We start from the raw sequence: 20,638 nt of genomic DNA, 5'->3' as shown, positions 1-20,638 counted from the left end.
CGCACTACCGCGCTCATCGGTCCACACCTCCCATGACGGGGTCGATCGAGGCCACCGCGACGATGACGTCGGCGATCTGGCTGCCTTCGCACATCGCGGCCACGGCCTGAAGGTTGTTGAAGCTCGGGTCGCGGAAGTGCGCGCGGTAGGGCCGGGTGCCGCCGTCGGAGACGACGTGGCAGCCCAGCTCGCCCTTGGGCGACTCGACGGCCTGGTAGGCCTGCCCTGCGGGGACCCGGAAGCCCTCCGTCACGAGCTTGAAGTGGTGGATCAGGCTCTCCATCGAGGTGCCCATGATCTCGCGGATGTGGTCGAGGCTGTTGCCGAGGCCGTCGGAGCCGAGCGCGAGCTGCGCCGGCCACGCGATCTTCTTGTCGGCCACCATGACCGGGCCCTCGTTGTCCTGGAGACGGTCGGTGGCCTGCTCGATGATCTTCAGCGACTCGTACATCTCGTCGATGCGGATGCGCAGGCGGCCGTAGGCGTCCTGGCTCGTGCGGGTCTTGACCTCGAAGTCGTAGGTCTCGTAGCCGCAGTAGGGGTCGAGCTTGCGCAGGTCGTGCGGCAGGCCGGTCGAGCGCAGCACCGGACCGGTGATGCCGAGTGCCATGCAGCCGGCGAGGTTCAGCACACCGACGTTCACCGTGCGGCCCTTGAGGATGGGGTTCTCGTTGAGCAGCGCCTCGAGCTCGCCGAGGCCGCGACGGACCTCGGGCACCATCTCGCGCAGGGCGTCGATGCAGCCGGGCGGCAGGTCCTGCGCCACGCCGCCGGGGCGGATGTAGGCGTTGTTCATGCGCAGGCCGGTCACCATCTCGATGACGCGCAGCAGGCGCTCGCGCTCGCGGAAGGCGACGGTCATGACGGTCGTCGCGCCCATCTCCATGCCACCGGTTCCGAGGCAGATGAGGTGGCTGCTGATGCGGGTCATCTCCATCATCAGCACGCGGATGACGTTGGCCCGCTCGGGGATCTGGTCGGTGATGCCGAGCAGCTTCTCGATCGCGAGGCAGTAGGCCGTCTCCTGGAACATGGGCGTGAGGTAGTCCATGCGCGTGCAGAACGTGACTCCCTGCACCCAGGTGCGGTACTCCATGTTCTTCTCGATGCCGGTGTGGAGGTAGCCGATGCCCGCGCGGGCCTCGGTCACCGTCTCGCCGTCGAGCTCGAGGATGAGGCGGAGCACGCCGTGCGTCGACGGGTGCTGCGGCCCCATGTTGACGACGATGCGCTCCTCGTTCAGCGAGGTGGCCTCGTCGACGAGGTCGTTCCAGTCGCCGCCGGAGGCGTTGAAGACGTGGGCGCCCTCGCTGGCCTGCTCGTCGGCGACGGAGGTGGCGTAGACGTCGTTGTCGCCCGCGTCGGGGACGTCGGTCTGGGTGAACTCGGTGTGGGTGCTCATCAGTTGTACGACCTCCGCTGGTCCGGCGGGGGGATGGTGGCGCCCTTGTACTCCACCGGGACCCCGCCGAGGGGGTAGTCCTTGCGCTGCGGGTGGCCCGGCCAGTCGTCGGGCATGAGGATGCGGGTGAGGGCCGGGTGGCCGTCGAACTCGATCCCGAACATGTCCCACGTCTCGCGCTCGTGCCAGTCGTTGGCCGGGTAGACGGAGACGATCGAGGGGATGTGCCGGTCGTCGTCGGGGCAGCTGACCTCGACGCGGACCCGCCGGCCACCGTGGGTGATCGACAGGAAGTGGTAGACGGCGTGCAGCTCCTGACCGGCGCGGTCGGGGTAGTGCACGCCCGAGACGCCGGTGACGATCTCGAAGCGCAGCGACGGGTCGTCGCGCAGCACGCGGGCCACGGCCAGCAGGTGCTCGCGGCGCACGTGGACCGTCATCTCGCCCCGGTCGACGACGACCCGGTCGACGGCCTCGGCGTAGGACGCGGTGCCCCCGACGAGCCCGCGCTCGAGGTTGTCGGCGATCTCGTCGAAGTAGCCGCCGTAGGGCCGCTCGGCCGCGCCGGCGACGACGATCTCGCGCCGCAGGCCGGAGTAGCCGGTGGTGTCGCCGCCGTCCCGAGCGCCGAACATGCCCTGCCGGACGCCGACGACCTCGGGACCGGTGGAGGCGCCTGACCGGCTCACCTCGAGCTCGTGGGACGACAGGCCGGAGCCCTGGTCGTGCGTCGTGTCCGCATCGCTCATGCGAGCAAACCCTTCATCTGGTGGGTGGGGGTCGCCGAGAGCGCCGCCTCCTCGGCCGCGCGGGCCGCCTTCTCGCGGTTGACGCCGAGCGGCGAGGTCTCGATCTGGTGGTGCAGCTCGATGATCGCGTTGAGCAGCATCTGCGGGCGCGGCGGGCAGCCGGGCAGGTAGATGTCGACGGGGATGATGTGGTCGACGCCTTGCACGATGGCGTAGTTGTTGAACATGCCGCCCGAGCTCGCGCAGACACCCATCGAGATGACCCACTTGGGGTTGGGCATCTGGTCGTAGACCTGGCGCACGACGGGGGCCATCTTCTGGCTGACGCGGCCGGCGACGATCATCAGGTCGGCCTGGCGCGGGGTCGCCGAGAAGCGCTCCATGCCGAAGCGGGCGATGTCGTAGTCGGGCGTGCCGACGGCCATCATCTCGATGGCGCAGCAGGCGAGGCCGAACGTCGCCGGCCAGATCGAGGCCTTGCGCATGTAGCCCGCGAGGTTCTCCACCGTCGAGAGCAGGAACCCTGACGGGAGCTTCTCTTCCAGACCCATTGCCAACTCCTTACTAGTACTTCGCCGCTGGACCCGTGCTGACACACCTCTGCACGAGGGTCCCGATCAGTCCCACTCGAGCCCGCCGCGCCGCCACACGTAGGCGTAGGCGATGAAGACCGTGAGGATGAAGAGCACCATCTCGACGAGGGCGAAGAGGCCGAGCTTGTTGAACGCCACCGCGAAGGGATAGAGGAACACCGACTCGATGTCGAAGATGATGAAGAGCATCGCCGTCAGGTAGTACTTGATCGGCACGCGACCACCGCCGGCCGCCTGGGGCGTCGGCTGGATGCCGCACTCGTAGGCCTCGAGCTTGGCGCGGTTGTAGCGCTTCGGCCCCACGACGAGTGAGGTGAACACCGACAACGCGGCGAACGCGAAGCCGAGTCCCAGCATGAAGAGGATCGGGACGTACGAGTTCATCCTCGGTCACGTGCCTTTCGGTCGTGCGTGTCGTGCCTGGCTTCGCTGCGGGTGCGCGGCAGGCCCATCCTAGGGGCGTGGCGCGCGATTGTGCTCGGCGTCACAAGGAGGCCGGTGAGCGTGTCGGTCATGCGTCCGGCGCCAGCCGTGAGAGGCCGTTGATGATGCGGTCGCTCGCCGCCTTGCCGCCCGGCTCGGGCAGGTTGGCCATCACCTTGAGCAGGAAGCGCATGAGCGTCGTGCGGGGCAGGCCGTACTTCGTCGCGAGGCGCATGACCTCGGGGTTTCCGATCGCGTGCGCGAACCAGCGCCCCAGCGTGAAGTAGCCGCCGAGCTCGTCCTTCATGACCTTGGGGTATGCCGCGAGCACCCGCTCGCGCTCGGCGTCGGTCGGGCGGGCCATCGACTGGGCGATGAGCTCGGCGCCGACCCGCGCGGCCTCGAGGGCGTAGTCGATGCCCTCGCCGTTGAACGGGTTGACCATGCCACCCGAGTCGCCGACGAGAAGGAGGCCGTCGGCATACAGCGGGGTGCGGTTGAAGCCCATCGGCAGGGCGGCGCCGCGGATCGGGCCGGCCTCCTCGTCGTGCTCGAGGTGCCAGTCAGGACCGATGTCCTCGACCCAGCGACGCATGACGTCCTTGTAGTCGGTCTTCTGGAAGGCCGAGGTGGTGTCGAGCGTGCCGAGGCCGACGTTGGTGCGGCCGTCCTCGAGCGGGAAGAGCCAGCCGTAGCCCGGCATGAGGATGCGCTTGCCGCTCTCGTCACGGGTCCACAGCTCGAGGTGGCTCTCCATGTAGTCGTCGCGGCGCGGCGTGCGGTAGTAGGCGCGCACGGCGACGCCCATGACGCGGTCCTCGCGCTTGGTCCGGCCGACGGCGGTGGCGAGCCGGCTGGAGACGCCGTCGCTCGCGACGACGACGGGTGCGCGGTAGGAGACGGTCTCGCCGGTGGCCCGGCCGGCGTCGTCGAGACGCTTGGCCGTGACGCCGGTGACCCGGCCGGACGAGTCGCGGACCGGCGCGGTGACGCTCGTGCGCTCGTGGAGCAGGGCGCCCTTGCGCTCGGCGTGCCGGGCGAGGGTCTCGTCGAGCTGGGCCCGGGTGCGCACCATGCCGTAGGACGGGAAGGCCTCGCCCGACGGCCAGTCGAGCTGGAGCGTGTGGCCACCGCCCTTGATCCGCAGCCCCTGGGTGCGCTGCCAGCCCGTCGTGTCGATGCCGAGGGAGATGAGCTCCTTGGTCGCGCGGGGCGTGAGGCCGTCGCCGCAGATCTTGTCGCGCGGGAAGGCCGACTTCTCGAGGAGCACGACGTCGAGGCCGTGGTCGGCGAGGTAGGCCGCCGTCGCGCTGCCGCCCGGGCCGGCACCGACGACGATGACGTCGGCGCGCTCCACGGAGGCACCGCCAGCCCCCGCGGGGCTGGGCGCGACGCTCGAACTGGTCATGGCTCCCTGCATGCTTCCGAACTGCTTGTGAAGATCTTCACGAACTCTCCGGGGAGTCTATTCCGGAGTTTTCCGCCCTGTCAGATAAGGCATACCTAACCCTGCACAACCCAACCGTCGAGTGGCCCCGTCGTCACACGCCTGACCGCTCAACGGTGCCCTTCCGCTGGGACCCGTGTGACGACGGGGCCACTCGACCTCGGAAGGGTCAGCGCTTGGTGCCGTGGTGGAGGGCGACGACGCCGCCGGTGAGGTTGGTCCAGCCGACCTGCTGCCAGCCGGCCTGCTCGATGGTGCGGGCGAGCTCGCCCTGCGGCGGCCAGGCGCGGATCGACTCGGCGAGGTAGACGTAGGAGTCGGGGTTGCTCGACGTGCGCCGCGCGACCGACGGCAGCGCCCGCATGAGGTAGTTGCTGTAGACGGTGCGGAAGGCCTTGTTGACGGGCTGGCTGAACTCGCAGACGAGCAGTCGCCCGCCCGGCTTGGTCACGCGGAGGAACTCGCGCAGCGCCGTGGCGGCGTCGGCGACGTTGCGCAGGCCGAAGCTCATCGTCACGACGTCGAAGCTCGCGTCGGCGAACGGCAGGCTCATCGCGTCGGCGGCCGTGAAGGCCATGTCGGGGCGGCGCCGGTTGCCGACGCGCAGCATGCCGAGCGAGAAGTCGGCCGGCACGACCTCGATCTCACGGTCGGCCCACGGCTCGCTCGAGGTGCCCGTGCCGGCGGCGATGTCGAGGATCCGCTCCCCCGGCTTCGCGTCGACGGCCTTGACGACGGCGCGGCGCCACAGCCGGTCCTGGCCGAGGGAGAGCACGTCGTTGGTCACGTCGTACTTCTCGGCGACGGTGTCGAACATCGACGCGACATCGACGGGCTTCTTGTCGAGCTGGGCGCGGGTCATGCGCCCATCCTCGCACCCGACGTGGTGTCTCCGAGCGCTGCGGTATGCCGTCCGGCGGGCTCGGCCGGACCGGTGCCGACCGACTGGCGCGGGGAGGTGGTGCGGCAGCCGTAGCATTGCTGGCGATGTCCACGCTTCCCGTCCCCGAAGCGCCGTCACCCGCGACGGCCCCGACGCTCGTCGTGCGCACGGCGCCCCTCGAGCTGACGGACCCGCTGCTGACCCTGCTGCCCGCCGGCGCCGAGCCAGACCAGCTCGTGTCGTGGGTCCGCCGCGGCGAGGGTCTCGTCGGCTGGGGCCGCGCCCTGACCTTCGAGTCGCGCGGGCCGGACCGCTTCCGCGACGCCGAGGCGTGGTGGCGCGAGGTCGTGAGCCACGCCGTCGTGCGTGACGAGGTCGAGCGCCCGGGCACCGGCCTCGTCAGCTTCGGCTCCTTCCCCTTCGCCGACGACTCCGCCGAGAGCGCGCGGCTCGTCGTGCCCTCGACGATCGTCGGCCGCCGCGACGGACGCACCTGGCTGACCACGGTCTCGCTCGACCCGCAGCTGACGATCCTCGAGTCCCCAACTCCCGCAAGCGATCCCGAGCCGCCGCAGGGTGTCACCTTCGCCGACGGCTCGGTCTCGCCGGCCGACTACGCCCACTCGGTCGCGGAGGCCGTCGCCCGCATCAACGCCGGTGAGGTCGACAAGGTCGTGCTCGCCCGTGACCTCGTCGCGAGCGCCCGGTCCCCCATCGACGCGCGGTGGCTGCTGCGCCGCCTCGCCGAGCGCTACGAGAACACCTGGGTCTTCTCGGTGGCCGGTCTCGTCGGCGCGACGCCCGAGCTGCTCGTCCGGCGCGACCAGGGCCTCATCACCTCGCGGGTGCTCGCGGGCACGATCCGCCGCACCGGCGACGACGCGAAGGACCTCGGCCTCGCCGCGTCGCTCGCCCGGTCCTCCAAGGACCTCGAGGAGCACGAGTACGCCGTGCGGTCCGTCGCCGACGCCCTCGAGCCGCACTCGTCGTCGATGAACGTGCCCGAGGCGCCCTTCGTGCTGCACCTGCCCAACGTCATGCACCTCGCGACCGACGTCGCTGCCGTGAGCGCCGACGACGCCTCCTCCCTCACGCTCGCCGCCTCGCTCCACCCGTCCGCCGCCGTCGGGGGCACGCCGACCGCCCGCGCCGTCCAGCTCATCGGCGAGCTCGAGCACATGGACCGCGGCCGCTACGCCGGCCCGGTGGGCTGGATGGACGCCGGCGGTGACGGCGCGTGGGGCATCGCCCTGCGCAGCGGCGCCTTCGCCCCCGGCGACGCGAGCCAGATCAGGCTGTATGCCGGGTGCGGCATCGTCGCGGGGTCGGACCCCGAGGCCGAGGTCGCCGAGTCGACGGCGAAGCTCATCCCGATGCGCGACGCCCTCTCGGGCGACTGAGCCGGGGCCGGCATGGGCGACGAGGGCAGCCGGACGGCATACGCCCTGGCACTGCGCGTCGTGCAGGAGCTGTGGCTCGCGGGGGTGCGCGACGTCGTGCTCGCCCCCGGGTCGCGGTCGGCTCCCCTCGCGCTCGTGCTGCACGCGGCCGACGGAGCCGGTGACCTGCGACTGCACGTGCGGGTCGACGAGCGGTCGGCGGGCTTCCTCGCCCTCGGCCTGACGACGGGCTCGCGTCGTCCGGTTGCCGTCGTCACGACGTCCGGGACGGCGGTCGGCAACCTGCTGCCCGCGGTCATGGAGGCCCACCACACCGGCCGGCGCCTCGTCGTCGTCAGTGCCGACCGGCCCGACCGGCTGCGCGGCGCCGGCGCCAACCAGACGACCGAGCAAGCTGGCATCTTCGGGGTCTTCGCGCCGTGTCACGACCTCACGGCAGGTGACGAGGATGCGAGGCTCCGCGCTGCGGTGACTGAGGCGTGCACGTCGGCCGGCCCGACGCAGCTCAACCTCCAGCTCGACGGTGGCCTCCTGCCACCAGGCTCCGACCCCGGCACCTGGTGGACCCGGCGGGAGGACGGCGCGCACCGCAACGATCCCGCCACGGCTGACGTCACGCGGCCCGGGGACGGGGATCCCCGCAACGATCCCGCCACGGCTGACGTCACGCGGCCGGAGGACGGCGCGCACCGCAACGATCCCGCCATGGCGGGGCTGGCGCGAGGCGACGAAGACCGGCTCCGGCTCGCTCTCGGGCCGCGCACCGTCGTCGTCGCGGGTGACGGGGCCGGCCCGGCGGCCCGGCTGCTGGCCGAGGCGGCGAACTGGCCGCTCGTCGCCGAGCCGACCTCGGGGGCCCGCATCGGTCGCCAGGCGATCCGCACCGGTCGGCTGCTGCTCACCACCGCCCTGCGCGACGAGGTCGAGCGCGTCGTCGTCATCGGGCACCCCACCCTCTCGCGCCCCGTCACCGGGATGCTCAGCGATCCCGGCCTCGAGGTGCTGGCCGTGCGGGGACCTGACGGCGTCGCCACCGACCCCGGGCGCGTGGCGAGGGTGCTGGGCGCGGTGCCGACGGTCTCTGGCCCCGACGACCCCGCGTGGTTCAGCGCCTGGCGTGAGGCCGACGACCGGCTCGGGGCCCTCATCGATGCCGGGTTGCGCACCGACTCTCCCCTGGCGGTCGCAGCAGTCGTCGGTCGTGCTGTCGTGGGCCACGCGACCCTCGTCGTCGGCTCCTCCAACCCGGTTCGCGACCTCGACGTCATGGCGACCCCGTGGCCCCCGCTCGAGCACCGCTTCGTCGTCGGCAACCGCGGCCTCGCCGGCATCGACGGCGTCGTGTCGACCGCAGTCGGCGTGGCGCTCGGCCGGCCGGGCGCGTCCCGCACCATCGCCTACCTCGGCGACCTGACGTTCCTGCACGACACCAACGGGCTGCTCATCGGCCCGGGCGAGCCGCGACCCGACCTGACGCTCGTCGTGCTGAGCGACGACGGCGGCGCCATCTTCAGCGCTCTCGAGCAGGGCGACCGGACGTACGCCAGCGCGTTCGAGCGGGTCTTCGGCACCCCGCATGGCACCGACCTTGAGGCACTGTGCGCGGCGCACCACACGGCATACGAGCGCGTCACCGATCTCAGTCGGCTCGGTGCGGCTCTCGACGAGCAGCCCTCTGGCATCAGGGTTCTCGAGGTGCCCGTGTCTCGGGTCGACCGGCGGGGCGAAGCCGCGTGGCTCCGCGACCTGGCCCAGCAGGCCGTGCCTCCCCTCTGACAGGCGCGCGACACTCGGGCCTGAGCCCGGGCGCGCCCGGGCGACCGGTCAGAGCGGGTCGGGCACCGGCCACTGAGAGGGCGCGCCGGGCTCGGACTCGGTGGCGACCCGCACGAGCTCCGAGTTGCCGTGGGCGATGCTGCCGTCGGGCAGGTAGCGGGTGTCCTCGAGACCGATGCGCACGTCGAAGCCCGAAGCCTGGGCCCAGCGGAGCACGGGCCAGGTCCACGCGTCCTCACCGTGCACGAGCAACGGCGCGGGCGTCATCCCCAGAGCCGCCAGGATGCGCTCGGCGGCCCACGTGCCCTCGGAGCCGGGCGTCTGACCGGGGATGACTTCGATGAGCACCCGCTCGACCTGCCACGGCCAGTTCGTCGACACGAAGGCGATCGTCGCGCGCGGGCTCCAGATGCCTGCCTCGACGCCGATCCCCTTCTCGCGCAGTGCCGTTGCGATGTCGAGTGCACCCTCCTCGTGCCAGTTGACGCTGGCGCAGTCGGGCCCACCGAGGTCGGGGCTCGGCCACGCGGAGACCTCCGCCAGCTTTGCTCGCGGGCCGTTGACGATGCCGTCACGGGTGGTGACGCTGACCCGCAGACCGGGGGTGAGGGCCCTGATCGCGGTGACGGTCTCGACGACGTGTCGCGCCGCCAGGGACTCGCGGCCGTGCTCGTCGCGGGGGTGCACGTGCACCATGCCGGCTCCGGCCGCGACGCAGCTCGCAGCCGAACGGGCCAGCTCGTCAGGGGTCACCGGGATGGGCGGGTGCGCACCCGGGGGTCGGTCACCGTTGAGGCAGGCGTGGATCATCGAGGGCTCCCGTCAGCGAGCAGGGCGTGGCACCGGACGAGACGTTCGCGCCACCAGCGCTGCCGCTCGTCGGGGGCGGCAAGGGCAGCGAGCGCCTCGCGGTCCGGCTCGGCGCGGCCGGGGACGAGCACGCCGCCTCGGGGGCGGAGCGGCTGGCGCGCGACGTCGCGCTCGAAGAGGCTGACCGTGCCCAGGCCACACGCGTGGTCGAGACCGGGCAGCGCGGCGGCGAGGGCGACCCCGGCTGCGATGCCGACGCTCGTGTCGAGAGCTGACGACACGACCGCCGGCAGTCCACACGCCTCGACGATCTCGAGCGCCCGCGCGACGCCGCCGAGCGGTGCGACCTTGACGACGACGAGGTCGGCCGCCTCGAGGCGGGCGACGAGAAGCGGGTCCTCAGCCTTGCGGATCGACTCGTCGGCTGCGACTGGTACGTCGATCCCGTTGCGCGCCAGAGCCTTTCGCAATCGAGCAAGCTCGTCGACAGTGGCGCACGGCTGCTCTGCGTACTCGAGGTCGTATGCGGCGAGCTTGCCGATGGCCTCGACGGCCTCGTCGAGGCTCCAGCCGCCGTTGGCGTCGACCCGGATGCGTGCGGAGGGGCCCATCGTGTCGCGCACCGCCGCCACCCGGTCGAGGTCGTCGGCGAGGGTCTGGCCGCTCTCGGCGACCTTGACCTTGGCTGTCGCGCACCCGTCAAAGCGGGCAAGCACCGCGGGCACGTCGTCGGGGCCGACCGCGGGGACCGTCGCGTTGACGGGGACGACCTCTCGACGCGGATCGGGCCAGGCGGCATACGCGGCCTCGATCGCGGAGGCCAGCCACCGCGAGGCCTCGCGGTCGTCGTACTCCACGAAGGGGGCGAACTCGCCCCAACCGGAGGGTCCCTCGAAGAGCACGGCCTCGCGAACGTCGACGCCGCGGAAGCGCACCCGCATCGGCAGCGCGACGACCTGCGCGCGCTCGAGGAGGTCGCTCACGTCGGGCAGGTCGGGCGAGCCGGTCATGCCCCCATCATGGCCGACCACGCTGGGCGTGTCGGCGACATACGGGTCGCGGTGGGCGGGCTCAGGACGTCACCGGGTCTCGGGGAAGGCCACGTGACGGTCGTGGTGGGCGTCGGGCGCCGGGGATCCGACCTGCGCGTCTGACTGCGGGGCCTGCGAGGAGTCGCCGACGTGGCCGCCCCTGCGAGCGGCGCCACCACAGAGGTGGCCCCTCCTGCCGAGGTGCGGCAGGAACCACAGGAAGCCGACGAGCCACCAGAGTCCGTGGCCCGACGAGCCCAGCGCGATGGCGATGAGCACCACTCCGGCGATGACGAGGTTGCGAGGCGAGAACACGAGGTCTCCTCCGTCCGGTGGGGCCGTCGGCCCCGTTCTGCTTCGACGGTAGGCGCGCCGGCGCCAGGCGACCCGGCCCCTCTGTCAGCGCCTGGCCCTGACAGATGTCATGTCACCGGCCGGCGTCACTGCGGGCTCACTGCGGCCGGTCTGCGGAGCCCGCGGCGAGGGCGTCGAGGTCGCGCACGGCATACCGGTGGTGCTCCCACTCCTCCTCGAGGATCGTGCGCAGGCACGAGAGCACCGTCTCGTCGACCTCCGGGTCGTGCGGGTTGCGCCGCGGCTCGGAGAGGTCAGCCTGCGACAGCCCGCCGATGACGTCGCGCACCATCGCCTGACGCCCGGCCCGCGCCACGAGAACCTCCTCGAAGGAGGGCACCTCGGCGGAGAACACGGACGCGTCGTAGGCATCGCTGTCGTGGTCGTCGTTCGGCAGGCCGACCGGGTGGTAGGGCTGCTCCCGCTCGAGAACCGCCCTCCCGAGCCACACGTCAGTCGCCATGACGAGGTGCCGCAGGGTCTGGGCCAGCGACCACTCACCGTCGACCCTCGCGTCGACCGTCCCGTCCGGCATGCCGGTCGCGCGGTCGAGCGTGGCGGCCCAGGCAGACTCCACCGCCGCCCAGGCGGAGCGTAGGCCCACAGGGTCGCCGGCCTCGCGCAGCGCGCGCCCCGGGAAGCGACGGTTGAGCTCTGCGTCGACGAAGGCAACGACGTCGACGCCGTTGACGAGCAGCCGGCCGCCCTGCTCCAGCAGCCACGGGGAGTCGATCTCCATCCCGGCGACATCGCTCCCCCGCACGACCGCGTCGCTCAGGTCGCAGCTGACGAACCTGGTGCCGCGCAGGGAGCGATTCACGAAGGTGGTGCCGCTGAGGCTCTCCGGCTGGGCCCGTGCAGGGATCTGCCCGGGGCCCGCGGTGCGGCTCTCGAACTGGCCCTCAGGGCGGCTCTCGGTCTCGCCCTCGGGCCGGCTCTCGGTCTCGCCCTCGGGCCGGCTCTCGGACTGGTCGTCGGTGTGGCTCTCGGTCATCCGCCGACCTTGGCACGGTGCACCGACAGCATCAGCGCTGCGCAGCTCCATCGCTGCCTCATGGCCGCCGGGGCCGTGGCCCTCGAGCCCGCCTGCGCCGAGCAGCGGCCCACACGAGACCGGCACCGCTGAGCAGGACGATGGCTCCGAGCGCGGTCGCCCCCACAGCCATGACGACACCGATCTCGCGCAGCGGGTTCGAGCGGTTGTCGGCCGAGAGGGCGCCACCCAGCTGCACCAGCCCCCAGACGGCGCCGGCCGCCCCCGCGAGCGCGAGGACGGCGCCGACGCCGGTCGTCCACCACGACGACAGCACACCCTCGCCGCCCTCGCCGCCCTTGCCCTCGTCACGGTCGGGCGCCACCAGAGCCTTGGGGTACCTCTCCGGTGCGCGGCCGAGGCGCAGCATGACCTTGTCGAACATGATCCCGTTCCCCAGAGGCGAGCGTGCGCGGACAGCCCTACTGCGCGACGGTAGCCATGATCTCGCCGAAACGGTGGGTTCACCCGGCGAGGTGGCCCCACCGCTGGGCCAGCTCGCGCCACGGCGCGGTCTCGACGACCCGGCCGCCGTCGAGGACGACGACACGGTCGGCCTGCGCCAGCGCGGCGGCCTTGCTCGTCGCACCGATGACGGTGGCCCCGCCGGAGCGCAGGGCCGCCCAGAGCTCGATCTCCGTCGCGGCGTCGAGGGCCGAGGAGACGTCGTCGGCGAGCAGCAGGTCGGCCTCGCAGGCGAGCGCGCGGGCGAGGGCCAGCCGCTGCACCTGCCCGCCGGAGAGCCTGACGCCACGGTGGCCCACCAGCGCCTGCGGTCCGCCGGCCTCGGCGACGTCGCGCTCCATGCGCGCCGTCACGAGGGCGGGCTCGACCTGCCGGTCGGCGTGGTCGAGCGCGATGTTGCCCGTGAAGCTGCCCGACAGCACCCGCGGCACCTGGGCGATGTGCGAGACCCTTCCGGGCCGCAGCCCGACCTCCGGCTCGGCCAGCACGCGACCGTTCCACAGAACGCTTCCGGTATGGGACGTCAGCCCCGCCAGCGTCGACAGCAGGCTCGACTTGCCCGAGCCGACCTGGCCGAGCAGGAGCACCAGCTCGCCTGCCTCGACGGTGAGGTCGACGTCCTCCACACCGATGGTGCCGTCGTCGTGGATCGCCGTCAGACGCTGCAGGCGGAGAGTCCGCAGGGGGTCGCGCTGCCCCGGCTGGGGCGCGTCGGCCGTGCCGCGCACGAGGTCCATGCCCGCGGGCACGTCCATGAGGTCGCCACCGCCCGCCAGCTCGCTCGTGGCGTTCATCCAGGCGCGCACGCCCGGCGCCTCGGTGACGACCGAGCCGGCGACGCGGCCGAACCAGTCGAACCCGCTGACCGCGTTGGCGACGAGCAGGGTGGTGGCCAGGGGCCACGTGCCGTGCAGGAACCCGGCCCAGGCGGCGACGACCCCGCACTGGACCATGACGACGGGCACGCCGTCGAGCAGGGCCTGCACCCGGTGCTCGCGCACTGCCGCGTCGACCCGGCCGCCGTCGACCGAGTGCAGGTGGCGGTGCACCTGCGGGGTGGCCGCAGCAAGCTTGACCGTGCGGATCGACTCGAGCGCCGAGACGAGAGAGCGCCCGAAGTCGGCGCGCGCCGTCGACGCGGCTGCTGCCGAGCGCCCGGCGACGGGGCGCCCGAGGGTCGAGGCGAGCGCCGAGGTGACCATGACGACGAGCAGGACCGCCCCCGCGAGCCACGTGCCGGCGATCAGCGCCGTGACCGAGGCGACGACGAGTCCGTTGACGAAGTCGACCCACCGGTCGGTGTAGCGCGCGAGCCGGTCGGCGTCCATCGTGCGGGCGACGACCTCGCCGGGCGGGGTGCGCACGAGCCGGCGCTGCGCGGTCTGGCCCGCGAGCACTGCGGCGCGCACGCGCAGCCGGACCTCGACCCACCAGTGGGGATAGGAGCGGAAGGCCTGCGAGAGCAGAAGCGGACCGATGACGAGCGAGACGACGAGACCGGCCGTGAGCCAGGCGGGGTTCTGCCCCGCCTGCAGGTCGGTGACGACGAGGCCCCAGAGCCACCCGGTCACCGCGCCGAACGCGCCGGTCAGCGAGGCGAGCAGGAAGAGCGACGCGCCGACCAGGCCCCACTGCGGCTGGATGCGCACGGCATGGAGCACCTGCCGGGCCAGGCTCGGCGTCGGAGCCAGCACCGGTAGTGGTGGCGGGGTCGTGCTGCGGCGCACCGAGCCGATGGCCGCCTCGTCGTGGTGGTGCTCCTCGACGGCCACCTCGTGGGCTGCCGCGTCGAGCAGCCGTCGGAACGGCCCGTCGGCAGCGGCCAGCCGGGCACGCGGGCCGTGCTCGACGACGCGACCCGAGGCGAGCACGGCGACCTGCTCGGCCCGCTCGGTCGTCGAGAGCCGGTGGGCGACGAGGATGCCCGTGCGTCCCGAGATGAGCCGGTCGGCGGCCCGCACCACGCGGGCCTCGGTCACCGGGTCCATGCGGGCCGTGGCCTCGTCGAGCACGACGACACGCACGTCGCGCACGAGCAGCCGGGCGAAGGCGACGAGCTGCTCCTCGCCCGCCGAGAGCGTCGTGCCACCCGGGCCGAGCATCGTGTCGAGCCCGTCGGGCAACCCGGCCACCCACTCGGTGAGACCGAGCTCGGCGACCGCGGCCTCGACCCGGGCGCGGGGCACGTCGCCGAAGAGCTTCATGTTCTCGGCAAGGGTGCCGGCGAGCACCTCCGTGCGCTGGGTGACGACGCCGATGGCGGCGCGCAGCTGCTGCAGGTCGAGGTCGCGCACGTCGACGCCTCCGAGCAGCACGCTACCGCGCGGCGGCTCCACGGCCCGCGAGAGCAGCGAAGCAAGAGTCGACTTGCCGGAGCCGGTGCGTCCCACGAGCGCGCACGTGTGTCCCGCGGGGACGAGGAGGTTGACGTCCCGAAGCGCGAAGGTGCCTGTGCCGTAGGCGAACTCGAGGTCGCGGAACTCGACGTCGAGCGGTCCGTCGTGGAGCGGCATACCCCCGGTCGGCTCGGCCGGGGAGGCGAGCATCGCCCGCAGCCTCAGCACCGCGCCGAAGCCCTCCTGCAGGTCGGGGAGGTGACGAGCCAGCATGTCGACGCCACCGACGAACATCGTCGTGACGAGGAAGAGCGTGACGAGACGGGCGGTCGACAGGTTGCCGGCGAGCACGAGAGCCGTGCCGACGACCGCGACCGCCGCGAGCGCGCCGTGGAGCAGCCCGCCGCTGCGCCGGGTGATGCGGGCCTCGACCTGGAGCACCAGGTCGAGGGCAGCGTGGACCCGGGCCGCCATGCGGGCGTTGCGGCGCAGCACGTGCGCCTGGCCGAGGGCGGTGCGCAGGTCGTCGCGGGCGGCGACGCCCTCCTCGGTGGACGCAGCGTGGTCGGTCCAGGCGGCCTCCTCGACGACCTTGCGCTCGGCGACCTGCGGCAGCAACCTGCGCACGACCCACCAGGTCGCGAAGCCGGTGAGGGGGAAGAGGAAGGCCGCCGGCCACCAGGCGAAGCTCGCCACGATCCACAGCGGACCGGAGGCGAGGAGGGTGCGCACGGCCTGCCACACGCCCCAGCGCATGAGCTGGCCGACCTCCCAGGTGTCGTCGTCGATGCGGTCGAGCACCTCGCCCACCGCCTGCTCGGACAGCTCGGAGAGGGGCTGGGCCATCGCGGCGTCGAGCAGGTCGGCGCGCAGCCTGCCCTCGGCCCGGTCGCACACCGTGGCCCAGATCGTCTTGGCGACGGTGTCGATGAGGGCGCCGCCGACGACGCACGCCGCCAGCAGCACGACGAGCGTCGAGGTGGCGTTCTCGGCGAGGCGGCCCGCGACCATCGACCCGAGCGAGGCCGCAACGGCGCCGAGCAGCGACATCGAGAAGCAGACGACGGTGAGCGGTCGCCGGACCCGGCGCCAGTCGACGGGCACCCGGCCCGCCGGCAGCGCGGCACCGCGCGAGCCCCCAGCCTGCGTCGTGCCCTGCGCCTCGTCCTGCTCCACCCTCGTCATCGTCACAATGACAAAACGCTACAGATCGCCACCGACAGTCCGCCTCCCGTTTTCTGCGCGCCGAGCGCCCCGCACGCCCGCCCCGAGGCGGCGAGCGCTCAGCCCAGCCGCACGTCCCGCGGGTTCTCCACGGCGACGGCGATGCGGTCGAGGAAGAGCTGCGCCATCTCCGGCAGCGCATCGAGCGCGAACCAGCCCGCCTCGGTGGCCTCGTCGTCGCCCGGCACCGGGTCGCCCGAGACCCACCGGCACCGGAACGTGTGGTCGAGGTACTGCCCCAGGTCACCGTTGACGTGCGTGACGACCCCGCTCGCCGACACCCAGACGAGGCGCTCAACCTCCGCCACCACGCTCGCCTCCTCCGCCACCTCGCGCACCGCGGTGACGTGCGGGTGCTCCCCCGGGTCGACGATCCCCGTCACCGGGGTCCACGCCCCGTTGTCGGAGCGCCGCACGAGCAGCACCTCCTGCGAGCCCTCGAGCCCGCCCGGTCCCCCGCCGCCGTCGCCGTCGCGCAGCACGACGGCCGTGACGCCCGGCATCCACAGCAGCTCCCGGCCGACCATGGTGCGCAGGTGGGAGACGTAGGGAGGGATCGGCATACGGGCGAGGCTAGCCCCGTCGGTAGGGTCGGTCCGTGACCAGCGAGAGCAGCGAGCGCAGCGTGTCCGACATCTTCGACCCGGCCGAGTGGGAGACCGTCGAGGGCTTCGAGCTCACCGACATCACCTACCACCGCCGCCGGCCGGTCGTGGGGCGCCCCCACGCGGAGTCGGGCGTCGTGCGCATCGCCTTCGACCGCCCCGAGGTGCTCAACGCCTTCCGGCCGCACACGGTCGACGAGCTCTACCGTGCGCTCGACCACGCCCGCATGACCCCCGACGTCGGGGTCGTGCTCCTCACCGGCAACGGCCCCAGCCCCAAGGACGGCAAGTGGTCGTTCTGCTCCGGAGGTGACCAGCGCATCCGCGGCCGCTCCGGCTACCAGTACGCCGAGGGCGACACGGCCGACACCGTCGACACTGCGCGCACCAAGGCTCAGGGTGGCCGCCTGCACATCCTCGAGGTCCAGCGCCTCATCCGCACGATGCCCAAGGTCGTCATCGCCGTCGTTCCCGGCTGGGCCGCCGGGGGCGGGCACTCGCTCCACGTCGTGTGCGACCTGACGATCGCGAGCCGCGAGCACGCCCGCTTCAAGCAGACCGACGCCGACGTGGGCAGCTTCGACGCCGGCTACGGCAGCGCCTACCTCGCCAAGATGGTCGGCCAGAAGTTCGCCCGCGAGATCTTCTTCCTCGGCCGCACCTACTCCGCCGAGGACATGCAGCGGATGGGCGCGGTCAACATCGTCGCCGACCACGCCGACCTCGAGCGCGAGGCCCTCCAGGTCGCGACGGAGATCATGGGCAAGAGCCCGCAGGCGCAGCGGATGCTGAAGTTCGCCTTCAACCTCACCGACGACGGCCTCATGGGCCAGCAGGTCTTCGCCGGTGAGGCGACGCGCCTCGCCTACATGACCGACGAGGCCGTCGAGGGCCGTGACCAGTTCCTCGAGAAGCGCGAGCCCGACTGGTCGCCCTTCCCCTGGTACTTCTGAGGAGCCGATCGCGTATGCCGTCCACCCCGCCCCCCGAGACCGACCTGGCCCGCGTGCGCCGCTGGTGCGCGGCGGCCGTGCCCGACCGAGTCCTGCACGAGGTGCGCTTCGAGTTCCACGTCCGCGGGCGCAACGTGACCCTGTGCGAGACCCGGGTCCCCTACGACGGCATCGGGGACTGGACCCACTTCGCGATGGCGCAGCTGCGCTACCGCGTCGGCACGAGGGACTGGGCGCTCTACTGGCGCGACCGCAACGAGCGGTGGCACGAGTACGCCGAGGGCAACCGCCAGTTCGGCTCGATGGACGAGCTGCTCGCCGAGGTCGACGACGACCCGACCTGCATCTTCAAGGGCTGAGCCCCCGCTCCCCCGTCAGCTCGCCGGCAGCGACGCCATGAGAGCCGCCGTGGCCTCGACGATCTGGCGCTGGGCGTCCTCTCGGCTCACCCCCGGCGTGCCGTCGCCGGGCTGCTCGCCGTAGTCGCCGAAGAAGGCGTGCACGCCGCCCTCGACGACGGTGTATGCCGTGTCGCCGGGCAGGTCCACCCGGCTCGCCTCGATGTCGGCGGGGGTCGCCAGCGCGTCGGCGGAGCCCGAGATCGAGGCGACCTTCAGGCCGCTCTGGGCGAGCGACCCGAGCGGGTAGGAGGCCCAGAGCACGAGGCCACGGACCGTGTCGGTGTGCGACCCGGCATACGACGACGCGGCGACGCCACCGAGGCTGTGCCCACCGACGGCCCACGTGCGGACCTCGGGGTGCGCGGCGATCGCCGAGGCCGGCGCATCGATCGCGAGGAAGCCGATGTCGAAGGGCTGCTTGACGATGACGACGAGGACGCCGCTGCGGCTCACCTCCGCCAGCAGGGGCACGTAGGCCCGCGGGTCGACCCGCGCGCCGGGCTGGAAGACGAGTCCCCTTGTCGCAGAGCCGGTCTCGGGCGTCAGGGTGATCGTCGTCGTGGCGTCGGTGACGCGCACCCCGGCTGAGCCGGACATGGCTGCGATCGCCGGCGGGGTTGCCGCGAAGGGTACGAGCCAGACGAGGGAGCCGACGACCACGACGGTCGCCAGGCCCGCGACGGTGCGACCGAGCACGCGTGGCCAGCGGCGCCGTGACGCGCTGCCCGCTCGGGGGCCGCGCCGCTGCAGGAGGACCGCCCGCAGGATGAGCAGGGCCCCGACGACACCTGTCGCGACGAGCGTGAGCCGGTGCGCCGGGTGCCCGGCGCGCAACACCGACCAGCTGGTCACCGAGAGCCACACCGCGGCACCGAGCAGCACGCTGCCCAGCAACGCCGACCAGACGACCGCGAAGCGGGTCGTCCGGGTGCTGGGGTCGGGGCTGGGGTGCGGACTGGAGTCGGGACCGGTGTCGGGGGTGGTGACGGGGGTGGGGTCGGGCTGGTTCGGCGCGTCGCTCACGCCGCGAGCGTATGCCGCCGAGCCGCTCGCAGCATCGACCCCCGGCTGGTCGTCGTGTCCCGGCACTGAACCGGGTGTCCGGGGCCCCGGGGGCCTGCTGACAGGAGAGGATGAGGAGGTGGATCCGCGCGACGACACCGGCGGGCAGGAGCGACGCGCCCCTGCCGCTGGCGGCTCGCCCGACGTGCCCGAGGGCGGCCGGCCGGCCGACTTCCAGCGTCGGCCGCGCGAAGCCGCCACCGAAGCGACCCGCGCCGTCGGACGCGGCATCGGCCGGGCCGCGACGGGAGCCGTGCACGTGACGGCCCGCTCCGGCCGGTATGCCGCCCGCCGGATCCACGCCTACACGCACGCAGGCGGGGCCGGCGAGAGCGGCCTCGCACGGATGACCGAGCTGCACGCGAGCCACACCGCGGGCGACACCGTGATGATGCTCGCGCTCGCCGGCATCCTCTACCTCAACCCCCAGACGGCGCAGGCCCGCAGCGAGGTCGCCGCCTTCCTGCTCATGACGATGGTGCCCTTCGTCCTGCTCGCGCCCTTCATCGGACCGCTGCTCGACCGCTTCAGCCACGGCCGGCGCTGGGCCATCGGCACGACGACCGCGGTGCGGGCTTTCCTCTGCTGGGTGCTGGCCGAGGCGATCGGCGGCAACAGCGGCTGGCTCTTCCCGGCGGCGCTCGCCTGTCTCGTCGCCTCCAAGGCCTACAACGTCACCCGGGCGGCGGCCGTGCCGCGCCTCCTGCCCGCCGGCACGACGCTCGTCGCGGCGAACTCCCGGGTCTCGATGGCCGGTGTCGTCGGAGCGGTGATCGGTGCCGCCGTCGGCGGCCTCGCCCTCCTCGCAGGCCCGGCGTGGGCGCTCCGGGCCGCCTTCGTCATCTTCGTCTTCGGCACGGTGCAGGCCATCAGACTTCCGGAGCAGGTCGACTCCTCGGAGGGCGAGCTCAACCTCGAGGACACCGTCCCCATCCGCACCCGACCACCCGGGGCCGGGGTGTCGGGCGCGGGCCCGGCCACCCGGCATACCCCCGCGCTGGAGCGAGCCGACGACGAGGCGCTGACGGTCGACTCGCTCGGCCCCATCGGGCGCTTCCGGCGGCGCAAGGCGGCGATCCCGTGGCCGGTCATGCACTCGATGTGGTCGACGGGCGGCACCCGCGTGCTGACCGGCTTCCTCATCCTCTACCTCGCGTTCCTCACCAAGGAGGCGCCGATCGACGGTCTCAGCGGGCCGCTCGTGATCGGGCTCGTCGCCGTCGCGATCGGCATCGGCAACGCGCTGGGCAGCGTGCTCGGCGGGGTGGTGCAGGCCTCCCACCCGGAGCGCACGGCGATGCTCTCGGTGATGGGCGCGATGGTCGTCTGCGTCGCGACGGGCATCTGGTACGGCATCTGGACCCTCGTGCTGCTCGGCTTCGCCCAGGGGCTCTCCGCGCAGCTGGCCAAGCTCTGCTTCGACGCCCTCGTCCAGCGCGACGTGCCCGAGCGCGTGCGCACGTCGGTCTTCGGGTGGTCGGAGACCATGCTCCAGATGCTCTGGGTCGTCGGCGGCGGCCTCGGCATCGTCCTGCCTCTCGAACCGCACATCGGCTTCTCGGCGTGCGCGCTCGCCCTCGTCTGGACGATCGTCATGGCGGCGCGCCAGCGACGGCTCGCCGAGGTCGACCCGCACCGCTCGCGTCCGGGGCTGCGTCGCCCACGCCGCGCCTGAGACCCTGCGGCACCGG

General features: G+C 72.8%; 19 protein-coding genes. 5 read left to right on the top strand and 14 right to left on the bottom strand.

Annotated elements, in window-relative coordinates; translation table 11 throughout:
* Positions 1-13: 13 nt before the first annotated feature.
* The 6 genes from FHX52_RS23190 to FHX52_RS23165 form a co-directional block, all read right to left on the bottom strand.
* Complete coding sequence (locus FHX52_RS23190; RefSeq protein WP_141824671.1) at positions 14-1,402, bottom strand: NADH-quinone oxidoreductase subunit D; 1,389 nt, start codon at positions 1,400-1,402, stop codon at positions 14-16.
* The gene (locus tag FHX52_RS23185) at positions 1,402-2,151 is read right to left on the bottom strand and encodes an NADH-quinone oxidoreductase subunit C (RefSeq protein WP_141824670.1); all 750 of its coding nucleotides are present in this window, start codon (positions 2,149-2,151) and stop codon (positions 1,402-1,404) included. Before FHX52_RS23185 ends, FHX52_RS23190 begins: the two co-directional genes overlap by 1 nt.
* The gene (locus FHX52_RS23180; protein WP_141824669.1) at positions 2,148-2,702 is read right to left on the bottom strand and encodes a NuoB/complex I 20 kDa subunit family protein; all 555 of its coding nucleotides are present in this window, start codon (positions 2,700-2,702) and stop codon (positions 2,148-2,150) included. The genes FHX52_RS23185 and FHX52_RS23180 overlap by 4 nt, the downstream gene beginning before the upstream one ends.
* A gap of 66 nt (positions 2,703-2,768) precedes the next feature.
* Entirely contained in the window at positions 2,769-3,128 is a 360-nt protein-coding gene (locus FHX52_RS23175) for an NADH-quinone oxidoreductase subunit A (RefSeq protein ID WP_026864999.1), read from the bottom strand.
* A gap of 127 nt (positions 3,129-3,255) precedes the next feature.
* Positions 3,256-4,575 carry a geranylgeranyl reductase family protein gene (locus FHX52_RS23170; protein ID WP_141824668.1) on the bottom strand — a complete coding sequence of 440 codons (1,320 nt, stop codon included), beginning with the start codon at positions 4,573-4,575 and terminating at the stop codon, positions 3,256-3,258.
* A gap of 208 nt (positions 4,576-4,783) precedes the next feature.
* Complete coding sequence (locus FHX52_RS23165) at positions 4,784-5,476, bottom strand: demethylmenaquinone methyltransferase (RefSeq protein ID WP_141824667.1); 693 nt, start codon at positions 5,474-5,476, stop codon at positions 4,784-4,786.
* A gap of 125 nt (positions 5,477-5,601) precedes the next feature.
* On the opposite strand from FHX52_RS23165, the gene FHX52_RS23160 reads away from it, so the two are divergent.
* Positions 5,602-6,897 (top strand): isochorismate synthase, encoded by a 1,296-nt coding sequence (locus tag FHX52_RS23160; protein WP_141824666.1) that lies wholly within the window; start codon positions 5,602-5,604, stop codon positions 6,895-6,897.
* A gap of 12 nt (positions 6,898-6,909) precedes the next feature.
* Entirely contained in the window at positions 6,910-8,673 is a 1,764-nt protein-coding gene (menD, locus tag FHX52_RS23155; RefSeq protein ID WP_141824665.1) for a 2-succinyl-5-enolpyruvyl-6-hydroxy-3-cyclohexene-1-carboxylic-acid synthase, read from the top strand.
* Positions 8,674-8,721: 48 nt separating this feature from the next.
* Here the strand turns inward: menD and FHX52_RS23150 are convergent, their stop codons facing one another.
* The 7 genes from FHX52_RS23150 to FHX52_RS23120 all read right to left on the bottom strand — a co-directional run bounded on the left by FHX52_RS23150 (position 8,722) and on the right by FHX52_RS23120 (position 16,489).
* Positions 8,722-9,483 carry a 3-keto-5-aminohexanoate cleavage protein gene (locus FHX52_RS23150; protein WP_141824664.1) on the bottom strand — a complete coding sequence of 254 codons (762 nt, stop codon included), beginning with the start codon at positions 9,481-9,483 and terminating at the stop codon, positions 8,722-8,724.
* Entirely contained in the window at positions 9,480-10,493 is a 1,014-nt protein-coding gene (locus FHX52_RS23145; RefSeq protein ID WP_141824663.1) for an o-succinylbenzoate synthase, read from the bottom strand. Before FHX52_RS23145 ends, FHX52_RS23150 begins: the two co-directional genes overlap by 4 nt.
* Before the next feature lie 69 nt (positions 10,494-10,562).
* Positions 10,563-10,829 (bottom strand): hypothetical protein, encoded by a 267-nt coding sequence (locus FHX52_RS23140; protein ID WP_141824662.1) that lies wholly within the window; start codon positions 10,827-10,829, stop codon positions 10,563-10,565.
* A gap of 136 nt (positions 10,830-10,965) precedes the next feature.
* Entirely contained in the window at positions 10,966-11,862 is an 897-nt protein-coding gene (locus FHX52_RS23135) for a DinB family protein (protein ID WP_141824661.1), read from the bottom strand.
* A gap of 58 nt (positions 11,863-11,920) precedes the next feature.
* Complete coding sequence (locus FHX52_RS23130; protein ID WP_141824660.1) at positions 11,921-12,286, bottom strand: hypothetical protein; 366 nt, start codon at positions 12,284-12,286, stop codon at positions 11,921-11,923.
* Between the two features lie 79 nt (positions 12,287-12,365).
* Positions 12,366-15,887, bottom strand: a complete 3,522-nt coding sequence (locus FHX52_RS23125) for an ATP-binding cassette domain-containing protein (protein ID WP_141824659.1) — start codon at positions 15,885-15,887, stop codon at positions 12,366-12,368.
* A gap of 98 nt (positions 15,888-15,985) precedes the next feature.
* Positions 15,986-16,489 carry an NUDIX hydrolase gene (locus tag FHX52_RS23120; protein WP_141824658.1) on the bottom strand — a complete coding sequence of 168 codons (504 nt, stop codon included), beginning with the start codon at positions 16,487-16,489 and terminating at the stop codon, positions 15,986-15,988.
* 35 nt (positions 16,490-16,524) lie between these two features.
* Here FHX52_RS23120 and FHX52_RS23115 point away from each other — a divergent pair, with 35 nt between their 5' ends.
* Positions 16,525-17,484, top strand: coding sequence for a 1,4-dihydroxy-2-naphthoyl-CoA synthase (locus tag FHX52_RS23115; RefSeq protein WP_141824657.1), 960 nt, complete (start codon positions 16,525-16,527; stop codon positions 17,482-17,484).
* 14 nt (positions 17,485-17,498) lie between these two features.
* Entirely contained in the window at positions 17,499-17,843 is a 345-nt protein-coding gene (locus FHX52_RS23110) for a DUF3024 domain-containing protein (protein WP_141824656.1), read from the top strand.
* Between the two features lie 15 nt (positions 17,844-17,858).
* Here the strand turns inward: FHX52_RS23110 and FHX52_RS23105 are convergent, their stop codons facing one another.
* Complete coding sequence (locus FHX52_RS23105) at positions 17,859-18,908, bottom strand: alpha/beta hydrolase (RefSeq protein WP_246070352.1); 1,050 nt, start codon at positions 18,906-18,908, stop codon at positions 17,859-17,861.
* A 118-nt stretch (positions 18,909-19,026) separates the two neighbouring features.
* On the opposite strand from FHX52_RS23105, the gene FHX52_RS23100 reads away from it, so the two are divergent.
* Complete coding sequence (locus FHX52_RS23100) at positions 19,027-20,622, top strand: MFS transporter (RefSeq protein WP_246070351.1); 1,596 nt, start codon at positions 19,027-19,029, stop codon at positions 20,620-20,622.
* Positions 20,623-20,638: the final 16 nt, after the last annotated feature.

Origin of the sequence: Humibacillus xanthopallidus (genome assembly GCF_006717145.1) — a bacterium.
Lineage (GTDB): Bacteria > Actinomycetota > Actinomycetes > Actinomycetales > Dermatophilaceae > Humibacillus > Humibacillus xanthopallidus.
This window is presented reverse-complemented; position numbering and strand designations above follow the sequence as displayed.